We start from the raw sequence: 12,078 nt of genomic DNA, 5'->3' as shown, positions 1-12,078 counted from the left end.
TGTTCTTTTACAATATGGCTTTAACGGTAAGTAGTAGTGACCTTAAGTGGTATCCCGTTTACACCCACCCTCGCGCAGAAAAAAAGGCTTACGCTGCCCTAACAGAAAAAGGAGTTGAAGCTTACCTGCCTCTTAACCGCAAGCTAAAACAATGGAGCGACAGGAAAAAATGGGTGGAAGAACCGCTTTTAAAATCGTATATTTTTGTGCGTATTGCACACCATGAACAGGCCGCGGTTTTAATGACCAAAGGCATCGCCCGCTTTATATACTTTTCGGGAAAAGTAGCCGCAATGCCCGACAGGCAAATAAACGACCTTAAATTATTACTTACAAGTTCTCTTGAATTAGAGGTAACCGAAGAGGATTTACAGCCGGGAGAAAAAATAACAATAAAAGCGGGCCCATTAAAAGGTATCACCGGCGAAATAATAGCTTACCGGTCACAAAAGCAGTTATTGTTACGGTTAAATAACCTGGGCTGCTCAATAATCGTAAACGTTGCAGCATCTTTAATTAACAGGCTTTAGCTACGATTAATAATTGTAAGTTAATGCCCGTATAAATACATAACGGCAATATTTTAAATTGCTGATAAACAATAAGTTACAATACAATATTGTGACTTACGGGGCGAAGCTATATCTATTAATATACAATGTGCAGGATAGCAGGACTGGTAACTAACCGGCTAAACGGAAAAGAGGCAGAAAGAATTGTAACTGTTATGTGCAATACATTGCAGCACGGCGGGCCTGATGATGCCGGTATTTACCGCAGCGATGATAACATGCTTGTTTTTGGGCATCGCCGGCTTTCTATTATTGACCTTAGCGCAAACGGGCACCAGCCAATGGCAGATGTTGCCGCTAAAGCCTGGATAAGCTTTAACGGCGAAATTTATAACTACATACCATTACGGGCCGAATTACAGGCTTTAGGGGCTGTTTTTAAAACCAATACGGATACCGAGGTTATTATACAGGCCTATTTATACTGGGGCATAAACTCGTTTGGTAAACTGAGGGGCATGTTTGCCTATGCCCTTTATGATACCACCAATCGGGCTACCTACCTGGTACGCGACACCACCGGCATTAAACCTTTGTATTACAATATTGCAGACGGGCAAATTGCATTTGCATCAGAGATCAAAGCTTTTAAGGCGGCAGGTATTGCTACTGCCGAAGATAATCGCTGGCCGGTGTGGCTATTGGCGTTTGGCCACATACCAGAGCCTTTTACAACCTTAAAAGGTGTTTTAAGTATCCCCAAAGGGCACTATTTACGCTGGGAGAAAAACGGCAATTATACCATAACAAAATACACCAGCACTCCTTCGGTTAATTATATTCGCGATGAACAAACCGCGCTCGAAGGTTTAAAAACTCACCTTAAAAACGCCATAAACAGGCAGCTAATTGCCGATGCCCCTATTGGCGTGTTTTTAAGCGGGGGGATAGACTCCAGTTTGATTACCCTTTTGGCGGCCCAAGACAAGCCCGACCTGCAAACAATTTCCATATTTTTTAGTGAAAAAGCTTATGACGAGAGCGCCTACCAGCATGCCGTTCTAAATAAATTGCGTGGCAATAACTTTACCCACCTGGTAAAGCAGGATGATTTTGAAATGCACCTGCCACACATACTCAGCGCTATGGATATGCCAACTACCGATGGCATTAATTCGTGGTTTATTAGTAAATATGCCCACGAGGATGGTTTAAAAACGGTGTTATCCGGTATTGGTGCCGATGAATTATTAGGCGGGTACCCTTCCTTTGACCGGATAAAATATCTGCGCTACCTTAAAATATTACCTGCTGCTTCCTTCACCGTAGGCAAGTTGTTTAATAACGACCACATTAAAAAGTTCGGCTATCTTGAACATAACAATACCGTAGCCGATTATCTTTTTTTACGCGGCCTATATGCACCCATTGATATTGCCAGGCTAACAGGTATGGATGAAGATGAGGTGAACGGCATTCTGTTTGATGATCTGCACATCCCCACACTTGGGAAGTATGATAAGCTAAACGCCGCATGGCTGGAAACCAACATGTACATGCAAAACCAGTTATTGCATGATACCGATGTAATGAGTATGAGCCACGGCCTCGAAGTACGTGTGCCATTCCTTGATGAAGATTTTCAGCAATATGTTTCGCAAATCCATCCATCTATACGGTTTGATGATATGCAACCAAAAAAAATACTGATAGACGCGTTTAAAAACCTGTTGCCAAATATGGTATGGAACAGGCCAAAAATGGGGTTTACCTTCCCGCTGCAAAAATGGATGGCCGCCAATGGAAGCATAAGCAGCGAAACCAATTATAAAGGCACCGAAGCTAAAAAAATCATCAATAAATTTAACAAGGGAAAGATCCATTGGTCCAGGGCTTTCGCGCTATACCAGATTCAGGGGCATGTCTAAAAATATTACGCTTTTCTCGTTACAAACATTCAGCACAACAGGTGGCATCCAAAAAATGACCCGTACCATGGCGCATTCACTAAATGCTATTTGCAACCAAAACAACTGGGATTTTAAACTCGCCACTTTATACGATGAGGATAGCGACCTGATGCCACAATATCTACCAGCCCAAAACTTTAAGGGATTTGGCAAACAGCGCATTCTATTTATTATCAAAACTGTATTTGCCGCAAAAAAAGACGACATAGTTATATTAAGCCACATTAACCTTGCGCTGGTAGGCATGTTAATTAAACTCAGGAGCCCAAAAACAAAAATTTGGTTAATAGCACATGGCATTGAAGTTTGGCGCCCGCTGTCAGCCCATAAAAAATACTTATTAAACCAATGCGATAAGGTTATCTGCGTTAGCAACTTTACAAAAGCTAAAATGCAGACCCTGCATCAAACCGACCCAAACAAATGCGTGGTATTGAACAATGCCCTGGATCCGTTTATGAAACTGCCCGATAATTTTGAAAAACCCGCGTACTTAATGGAACGCTATGATTTAACAAGCGCCGCTCCCATCATTTTCACCCTAACCAGGCTTGCCTCGACTGAACTTTATAAGGGGCATGATATTGTTATAAAAGCATTGTCAGCACTTAAACATAAATTCCCTGGGATAAAATATATCCTGGCCGGTAAGTACGATGAACTGGAAGGCATCCGCGTAAAACAGTTGATTGAAGAAAACGGGGTAACTGAGCAGGTAATTTTAACCGGCTTTATAAAAGAAGAAGAATTACCCGACCATTTTTTAACAGCCGACCTGTTTGTATTGCCAAGCAAAAAAGAGGGCTTCGGCATTGTTTTTATTGAAGCCCTGGCTTGCGGCCTGCCGGTTATTTGCGGCAATGCCGATGGCAGCATTGATGCCATACGTAACGGCGAGCTTGGCACAGCCATAAATACCGATGATGAGCAAGAACTTGAAGATTGTATTACCAACCATTTAGCACAACCCCTAACTTTAGAAAAACGGAAGCATTTAAAAGATACCTGCCTACGTTATTTTAACGAACAAAATTATATAGATAGCCTGCAACAAATGCTGATAAATGACTGAGACCGACGAGTACTGGGACCTTGAAATAAAACCTAAAAGCAGCTTATTTGACCTGAAACTGAAAGATGTTTGGAGCTACCGCGACTTGCTGTTATTACTGGTACACCGCGATTTTGTTTCGTTTTATAAGCAAACTATTCTTGGGCCGGTTTGGTTTTTTGTACAGCCTGTTATAACTATAATAGTATACAATCTTATTTTCAGCAACCTTGCAGGCATCAAAACCGATGACATACCCGGCCCTGTGTTTTATCTTGCAGGCACCATCATCTGGAACTACTTTGCGGAGTGCTTAACCAAAACCTCGACTGTTTTTAAGGATAACTCGGCCATGTTAGGCAAAGTGTATTTCCCGCGTTTAATAATGCCCCTTAGTATCGTGTTCTCAAATCTCATCAGGTTCGGCGTTCAGCTGATCCTGTTTGTTGTATTACTGCTTTATTACATGCTATCAGGCTACCATATCGCGCCAAATATTTACATCGCCTTATTTCCATTCTTAATACTAATGATAGCAGCACTTGGCCTTGGCCTTGGTATGATCATATCCGCCGCAACCACAAAATACCGCGATTTGGCTTTTGTAGTATCATTCGGGGTGCCGTTACTGATGTATACCACCACGGTGATATATCCTTTATCGGAAGTAATTAAAAAATACCCAGCCTATTCCTGGCTTATAAAATTCAACCCGCTAACCGCAGTGATAGAAACCTGCCGATACGGTTTTTTAGGCAAAGGCGCTTTTAGCTGGGACCTGTTATTGTACAGTTCGGCAGTAACCATAGTTATTTTGTTTACGGGGATAGTTATTTTTAACAAGGTTGAAAAAACATTTGTTGACACGGTATAATGGCTAAAGCAATAAAAGTAGACAATCTTTCAAAAGCCTACCAGTTGGGCGATTTTGGCACCGGCACCATATCCCGAGATCTGGAACGGTATTGGGCCAGGCTTAGGGGCAAAGAAGATCCTTTTCTTAAAATAGGCGAAACTAACGACCGCACCACTAAAGGCGAAAGCGACGTGGTTTGGAGCCTTAAAGACCTTAACTTTGAAATAGAACAGGGCGACGCCGTGGGCATAATTGGCCGTAACGGGGCCGGCAAAAGCACCCTGTTAAAAATACTGAGCCGGGTAACATCGCCAACCACCGGCACTATAAAAGTAAAAGGCCGTATAGCCAGCCTGCTTGAAGTGGGAACAGGTTTCCACCCGGAATTGACGGGCCGCGAAAATATTTACTTAAACGGTGCCATATTAGGAATGCGCAAGGCCGAGATCAAACGTAAATTTGATGAGATAGTAGATTTTTCGGGCGTGGAGCGCTATATAGATACACCCGTAAAACGATACTCATCGGGCATGTATGTACGCCTGGCGTTTGCAGTGGCAGCGCACCTCGAGTCGGAGATATTGATCGTAGATGAAGTACTTGCCGTAGGCGATGCCGAGTTTCAAAAGAAATGCTTGGGCAAAATGGGCGATGTAAGCAAAGGTGAAGGCCGCACAGTACTTTTTGTAAGCCATAATATGGAAGCAGTAAGCAACCTGTGTAATACCGGCCTGTTGCTAAACAATGGAGAGATTGCTTTTAGCGGCACCACATATGATACCATTGCCAAATACTCTGTTGTGGCCGATGAGATCTTCAAATCAAAAATAACGGACCATGCTTTAAGCCCCGACGTTAAAGTTGACCTTTTTGAAATAGATAAAAGCGAAATAATTACCGGCAACGACCTGGCATTTAACCTGACTATCAGCTGCACAACCAACAATAATTTCCAGTCGGTAGCCATATTTATATATGACGAGTATGACCAGAAAGTGAGTTTTGCAGACCTGCGCAGTAACGACTTATTTGCGGTAAGCGCGATAAAAAACAAGATAAATATTAGCGGCAGCTTGCTTCACCTGCCATACCTACCCGGCAAGTATAAAATAGGGCTACATGTGCAATCTAATTTGCTGTTAAAAGATTTTTTTGGCCTGCTTCATTTTGAGGTTTTACAAAAACCAATGACGGATGATATACTGCCATACCCGCTACACGTACGCGGCCGTACAGAAATTGATTACAACTTTACTATCAAATAACAAAAATGGATTATAACGACCAGTACAGCCACAAAGACAAAATGTATTATTTGCACCGGCGTACCGAAATACTTCCGTTTGTGCCGCAGGGAATAAAAAGTGCCCTTGATGTAGGTTGCGCCACCGGTGGCTTTGGCGCTTTATTAAAAGAAACCTTTGGTTGTGAAGTATGGGGTGTGGAGCCGGATACAGAATCGGCCGGTGCAGCACAAAAGAATATCGATGTAGTGATCAATGATCTGTTTACAGATAATATGCCACAGCTGGCCACTAAAAAATTTGATGCTATCTTCTTTAATGATGTTTTAGAACACCTGCAAGACCCGGATAAAGCACTACCGGCCTGCAAAAAATTGCTAAACCCAAACGGTGTAATTATAGCATCGATACCTAATATACGCTGGTACCCTGTTGTCCTCTCCCTACTTAGATACAAGGATTTTAAATACGAAGATGCAGGCGTTATGGATAGGACACACCTGCGTTTCTTTACAAAAAAAAGCATGATACGCTTGTTTGAACAAAGCGGCTATAGTGTTACTAACATACAGGGCATTAACGAAAGTAACTTTAGATATTATAAATTATTAAACTTTATACTGTTTAACACGCAACGGGATATGAACTATCCGCAATTTGTAATAGTGGCTAAACTATCAGCATAATGCCTTTAAAGGTTGATATTATAGTACTTAGCTATGCCAAAGACGAAAAGCTGAAGGCATTAACTATACAAACGGTTAAAACCTTATTTGAATCTGAAGACTCAAAAGAGATAGAGTTTACAGTGCTGGTAATTGAGTCAAACAAAGCAATGCAGCCCTACCAGTTTGAAAACACTACAACCATATATCCTACACAAGAATTTGGCTTTAACAAATATCTAAACATTGGCATAAACCATACAGTTAACTCATACATCTGCCTGTGCAATAACGACCTCATTTTTCATAAAGGCTGGGCCACCGGGATATTAAAAGCAATGGAGGTTAACCCTACAATACTAAGTGCAACGCCCTATTGCCCCGCATACCACAAAAGCGCAGGTTTTGACCCGAACGGGCCCACCATAGAAGGCTACTTCGGGACTTTTATAGGTTGGTGTTTTATGGTAAAAAGAGAACTATTTAATGTTATTGGCCCACTGGACGAGAAATTTACTTTTTGGTATAGCGATGCCGATTACTGTAACACACTTGCTAAGTACGGCGTTAAAAATTACCTGGTGCCCCCATCTGTTGTCACCCATATCGGCAGCGAATCGCTTAAGGCAACAGACAGTAAAGAGTACCAAAAATTAACACAGCTTCCGCGCTTTTATTATAGTTACAAATGGCAACACCATAGGTGGTTAAAATATAAAATACAATCTGCCCTGTTTAAACTTAAATTACTGATTGGCTTATGAGCTTAAAAACCAAGTTATATAAATTATTCCCGGCTATCCCTAAAACTAACCTGGCAATAGGGCAAAAGTTATACGCGTTAAAAATAAAACGGAATGAAGGAAATGTTGTAAAAGCGTTAAGCATCCAAACAGATCTATATGGCAATATTGGTTGTGGTGCTGTTGGTTTAGCAACCGGTTGGGTAAATATCGATTTTAGCATTTATGAAAATGTAACTTACGGGTTTGATTGTAGAAAGAACCTTCCTTTTGCCGACAGCTCTGCCAAAGGTTTATATACCGAGCATTTTTTTGAACACCTGGATTATTTCACCGAAGTGCCCTGCTTTTTGGCAAGCTGTTACCGTTCGCTCCAAAAAGACGGTGTATTGCGTATTGTAGTGCCCGATGCCGAAAAGTATTTGCGCGGTTACTGTACAGATAGCTGGGATCAATTAAAGAAAACACGCCCCCTTACCGATAACTTGTATGATGAAACGATGGGGATACAGTTTGAAACCAAAATGCAATTGGTAAACGAAGTTTTTAGGCAGGGCGGCGACCATAAATACGCCTGGGATTATGAAACACTAAAACTTAGTTTACTTAAAGCCGGGTTTAGCCTTACTCATAAAATGAGTTACATGCAATCTAATGACCTCAAACTACAAATAGACCAGCCTGCCCGCGAACCCGAAAGCTTGTATGTTGAAGCAATTAAATAAACTGCCACGCTAAACTATAATGCCAGGAAAGTTTACAGACGATTACTCAGTTATAACGTTTGCTACCAATAAGCTAACCTATGCCCTGTTTGCGCTTAATTGCGCTCAATCTGTAGTGATACACAATGATATTAAGGTTTTCATTGTATCAAATCTTGATTTTGCTATCCCTGCAAGATTTCAAAAAAACATCTTCATTATTCCTGCAAAGGCAGCACACATACCATTGGGGATAGAAATAAAAATGCATATCGACCAATACCTGCAAACTACACATACCCTTTTTATTGATTCGGATTGTATTTGCTTTGGCGACTTGCACGAAGTTTTTGACTCCGCCAAAGGCCAGGATGTAACCGTAGCAGGTAATATTGTACCTGCTGAAAGCTGGTGCGGTGCAGAGCAGGCCGAAACCATAAAAACACATTTTGGTCTTGATAAGCTGATTCGTTTTAACGGCGGAATACTTTACTTCAAAAGATCACTTTTAACAACCGCTATTTATGATAAAGCCCGCGAAATAGCAAAAGATTACGACGCTTACGGCTTTCATAGAAACAATAATAGCGTAAACGAAGAGGGGCTTTTATCTATCGCCATGATGTTTAATCATCAGCAGCCTATACCGGATAATGGCCGCGTGATGACTGATATGCACACCGACCTTAGGCCCAAAACCATCAACGTGTTAACCGGCGCAAGAGTAATGCGTAACCCGGCATATCCATCGCCCCATCACCGGGCATGGTACCCTGCGCAATATTCGCCGCTTGTACTGCATTTTGGCAGTAATAATTTAAACGCGTATCCGTACAGGTCGCAAAGCCTTCTCTTAAAATTAAGGCTAATGGGTTTTTCCTTATCGTTAGCAACAACATTTGTAAATATATTTATTCATTCCCCATACAGAACGTACCATTGGCTAATTGGCTTGTTAAAAAAATTAAAAACCAGTTTCTAAAACTGCAACGAAAGGCCGATGCCATTAAGCTTAAAAAGTTTAAGGCAACGCTAAAGTATTGCGGCGAGGGCACATCTATACAGTTGCCCGTGAGGTTTGAAGGCCCGGAATATATTTCGATCGGTAAAAATGTGTCTGTAAACGCTTTTGTACACATGTGGGGGCATGGCGGTATAACAATTGGGGATGATTGCCTGATCGCATCGCATGTATCTATCACCAGCGTTACCCATGATACTTCAGCAAAACTTTACAGGAACACTGTTATAGAAAAGCCTGTTACCATTGGCAATAATGTATGGATAGGCAGCCATGCTGTTATTTTACCCGGTATAACCATTGGCGATAATGCTGTGATTGGCGCGGGTGCTGTAGTTACGAAGAATGTACCAGCCAGTGTAGTTGTGGTAGGGGTGCCTGCAAAAATTATCAGATCAGTAAATTGAGCATCACTTTATCTTACATCATTTCTACCAAAAATAGGTTGCCCTTTTTAAAAGTTTTGCTTGGTAACTTATTACCCGTACTAAATGCCGGCGAAGAGATAGTGGTAGTTGATGGGAATAGTATAGATGGTACGCAAGATTACCTGCAGGGTCTTTTCAACGCTAATAAAATTCACCAGTACATAAGCGAACCGGATAAGAACCAGGCACACGGTTGGAATAAAGCCCTGCTAATGGCAAAAGGTACTATCATCAAAAAATTGATTGATGACGACGTACATCATATTAACGCGATACGCAAGTGCCGGGATTTTATGATGGCCAACGCGGATGTTGATCTGTGTATTTCTAATCATCTGCAAAGCCATTTGACCCACCCTGATCAAATAAGTATTACAGGCCGGTTGGAAAACTACCGGGATTGGAAGGCAGGTAAAGTAAGATCTTTTACGTTTAGCGATATCTCTTTACTGCAGCGTAAGGCATCCCTAAGTTATTTAGGCCTTTACGATACCCAATTTAAAATGATGGATTGGGAATATGCTTTACGCGTCACTTATCTAAAAGCTAAAATTGCGTATTACACCGGTTATAATTCGCTTTCGGTAGCCACACCCGGTAATGTAACATCAGGTGCAAGTTTGCATCTCCTAAAAAACGAGGGCAAAATAGGCATAGCTAAATATGAGTACGCGGGCGACCAGGCAGGCGTTAGCCGTTTCTCGCGCATAAAAGTTTGGCTTGGCAATACCTGGCATCGTTTAAAAAATAGGCGGGCACCTGTTCAAATAACCGCTTTGCCCGGTGATGCCGACCTGCAAAAAATTTATGCTTCATACTATCAAATACTTGATGAGTATAATAATGCAGGGACATTCCACTTTATAACATAAATGCCTAAAACCATCAGGATAAAATTTCAGAACGGTATAGACAAGCAAATCGCTTTGTATGATATCCTGAATGAGCTTAGCGATGATTTTATATTTGAAGAGAGCGAAACACCCGATTTTATATTATTTGGGCCTTATGGCAATAACATTCCACCGGCGGGCAATTATACAAGAATTGGATATTATTGCGAAAACATACAGCCCGATATGGAGGCCTGCGAATGGGCTTTCGGCGTACCGCGCGAAGAGATAGTAAACAGCCCGCGTTACAAAAGGATCCAGTGGCATGGTTTAAACCCACAGGCTTTGGTAAAACCGGCAAACATTGATGCAGAAGGCGTATTAAAAGAGAAGAAGAATTTCTGCAATTTCTTGTACTCTCACAAGGTACCCTATCGCGAGGAATTTTTCAGGCAGCTATCTAAATACAAAAAGGTGGATGCCCCCGGCAGATCTATGAATAATATGGCAGGTATCGATAGCCTTTACAATGGCGACATCTGGCAGCGTAAAAGGCAGTTTTTAAGCAGTTACAAATTCACTATCGCTTTTGAGAATTACGTTTATCCCGGTTACCAAACAGAAAAACTTTATGATGCTATGCAGGCAAATAGTTTACCGATTTACTGTGGAGACCCTAATATTGGCGACATATTTAATACCGCCAGCTTTATCAACACGGCAGATTTTGTAAAAACCAACAACTCTGCCTTTGTAAACTGGTTGCAACAAAAAAGCCAGCCCAATTTTAAAGATATACTTCCGTCCTACCACAAAGGCCCGCAGTACCGCATTCGGCGGAAATTAAAAACGATAGGCCGGGAATTAAAAATGCATTATCAGTTTCAAAAACTGGACTTTAGCCCACTGATCGACCGCATAATTGAGCTGGATAACGACGATGATAAGTACATTTGCACCTTACAACAGCCTTGGTTTATAAATAACCAACCTCCGGTTAATGCTTCCCTAAAAAACCATTGGATCAAAATATTTAATAGCCGTATTTAAGCGTTAATGCAACAACCTTTAGTTTCTATTATAATACCGGCGTATAACTCGGCAAAATACCTTGCAGATGCGATACAATCTGCATTAAACCAAACCTGGGCCAACAAGGAAATTATTGTGGTAGATGACGGCTCAACGGACAACTCGTTAGCCATTGCTAAAGCTTTTGAGTCTGAAAATGTAAAGATCTTTAGTCAGCCCAACAATGGCGCCGGTGCAGCGCGTAACAAAGGCTTACAGGAAGCAAAAGGGAATTATATTCAGTACCTTGATGGAGATGACCTGCTCAGCCCGGATAAAATAGCAGTGCAGCTTGCGGCGTTAGCGCATAACGAGGGCCGAATTCCGGTTTGCAGTATCATACATTTTAAGGATAATGATCTGACTGAAGCTAACGCACCATCACCCTACGAAGAATCTTTTTTGTATGATGATGATGACCCGGTTCATTTTATAACCGACCTTTTAGGCGGCTATCGCGAAACAGGATCTATGGTTGCCATACATGCCTGGCTTATTTCAAGAGAAATTATAGATAGCGCAGGCCCCTGGAATGAAGAATTAACCATAGATGATGATGGTGAATATTTTTGCAGGGTAATATTAAATTCAAAGGGCATAATAAAAACCCCCGAATTTTGCTACTACCGAAAATATACCGATGCCGATAAGGTATTTGTCTACAGGCAAAATAAAGAGAAGCTATTTAAAAGCGCCCTTAAAGCAGTTTTGCTAAAGAGAGATTACTTACAAGCCCGGATTAATAACCCGGCTATCCAAAGAGCCATATACAGGCAGTTAATGCAACTTGCCGTATTATTTTATATAGAGCAACCTGCTTTATATAAACAGGTAATAGCGGAGTTGAAACACTACCCGGCTTATAAATTTAAGCCGGTGTTGGGTGGCAGGGTTATCAACTTTATATCGGGTGTATTTGGTTGGAAGTTCTCAAAAACCCTGCAATACTACTACGCTAAAATTTTAAGCTAACAATTCAA

Annotated in this window: 12 protein-coding genes and 1 pseudogene; all 13 read left to right on the top strand. The window is 41.5% G+C overall.

What is annotated here, in order from left to right; all coding sequences use genetic code 11:
- The first annotated feature begins 14 nt into the window (after positions 1-14).
- The 13 genes and pseudogenes from NAF17_RS11040 to NAF17_RS10980 all read left to right on the top strand — a co-directional run bounded on the left by NAF17_RS11040 (position 15) and on the right by NAF17_RS10980 (position 12,070).
- Positions 15-530 (top strand): UpxY family transcription antiterminator, encoded by a 516-nt coding sequence (locus tag NAF17_RS11040; RefSeq protein ID WP_252758047.1) that lies wholly within the window; start codon positions 15-17, stop codon positions 528-530.
- Between the two features lie 128 nt (positions 531-658).
- On the top strand, positions 659-2,440 hold the full coding sequence (gene asnB / locus NAF17_RS11035) for an asparagine synthase (glutamine-hydrolyzing) (protein ID WP_252758046.1): 1,782 nt from the start codon (positions 659-661) through the stop codon (positions 2,438-2,440).
- A complete protein-coding gene (locus NAF17_RS11030) occupies positions 2,433-3,554 on the top strand; it encodes a glycosyltransferase family 4 protein (RefSeq protein ID WP_252758045.1) in 1,122 nt (373 codons plus the stop codon). Before asnB ends, NAF17_RS11030 begins: the two co-directional genes overlap by 8 nt.
- Positions 3,547-4,407, top strand: coding sequence for an ABC transporter permease (locus tag NAF17_RS11025; protein WP_252758044.1), 861 nt, complete (start codon positions 3,547-3,549; stop codon positions 4,405-4,407). The genes NAF17_RS11030 and NAF17_RS11025 overlap by 8 nt, the downstream gene beginning before the upstream one ends.
- Entirely contained in the window at positions 4,407-5,654 is a 1,248-nt protein-coding gene (locus NAF17_RS11020; protein WP_252758043.1) for an ABC transporter ATP-binding protein, read from the top strand. Before NAF17_RS11025 ends, NAF17_RS11020 begins: the two co-directional genes overlap by 1 nt.
- A 5-nt stretch (positions 5,655-5,659) precedes the next feature.
- Positions 5,660-6,319 carry a class I SAM-dependent methyltransferase gene (locus NAF17_RS11015; RefSeq protein ID WP_252758042.1) on the top strand — a complete coding sequence of 220 codons (660 nt, stop codon included), beginning with the start codon at positions 5,660-5,662 and terminating at the stop codon, positions 6,317-6,319.
- The gene (locus NAF17_RS11010) at positions 6,319-7,062 is read left to right on the top strand and encodes a glycosyltransferase family 2 protein (RefSeq protein ID WP_252758041.1); all 744 of its coding nucleotides are present in this window, start codon (positions 6,319-6,321) and stop codon (positions 7,060-7,062) included. The genes NAF17_RS11015 and NAF17_RS11010 overlap by 1 nt, the downstream gene beginning before the upstream one ends.
- Positions 7,059-7,766, top strand: a complete 708-nt coding sequence (locus tag NAF17_RS11005; protein ID WP_252758040.1) for a class I SAM-dependent methyltransferase — start codon at positions 7,059-7,061, stop codon at positions 7,764-7,766. The genes NAF17_RS11010 and NAF17_RS11005 overlap by 4 nt, the downstream gene beginning before the upstream one ends.
- Before the next feature lie 19 nt (positions 7,767-7,785).
- The gene (locus NAF17_RS11000) at positions 7,786-8,727 is read left to right on the top strand and encodes a hypothetical protein (protein WP_252758039.1); all 942 of its coding nucleotides are present in this window, start codon (positions 7,786-7,788) and stop codon (positions 8,725-8,727) included.
- A 284-nt stretch (positions 8,728-9,011) separates the two neighbouring features.
- Positions 9,012-9,161: pseudogene (locus tag NAF17_RS18310) on the top strand (DapH/DapD/GlmU-related protein); the annotation flags it as partial.
- An 8-nt stretch (positions 9,162-9,169) separates the two neighbouring features.
- The gene (locus tag NAF17_RS10990) at positions 9,170-10,066 is read left to right on the top strand and encodes a glycosyltransferase (protein ID WP_252758038.1); all 897 of its coding nucleotides are present in this window, start codon (positions 9,170-9,172) and stop codon (positions 10,064-10,066) included.
- A complete protein-coding gene (locus tag NAF17_RS10985; RefSeq protein WP_252758037.1) occupies positions 10,067-11,077 on the top strand; it encodes a glycosyltransferase family 10 domain-containing protein in 1,011 nt (336 codons plus the stop codon). It abuts the gene before it with no gap.
- A 6-nt stretch (positions 11,078-11,083) separates the two neighbouring features.
- The gene (locus NAF17_RS10980; RefSeq protein WP_252758036.1) at positions 11,084-12,070 is read left to right on the top strand and encodes a glycosyltransferase family 2 protein; all 987 of its coding nucleotides are present in this window, start codon (positions 11,084-11,086) and stop codon (positions 12,068-12,070) included.
- Positions 12,071-12,078 lie beyond the last annotated feature (8 nt).

The sequence above is a fragment of the Mucilaginibacter aurantiaciroseus genome (assembly GCF_024055595.1).
In the GTDB taxonomy this organism is placed as follows: Bacteria; Bacteroidota; Bacteroidia; order Sphingobacteriales; family Sphingobacteriaceae; genus Mucilaginibacter; species Mucilaginibacter aurantiaciroseus.
The sequence above is the reverse complement of the archived record's forward strand: the minus strand, read 5'-3'. Positions and strand labels throughout refer to the sequence as shown.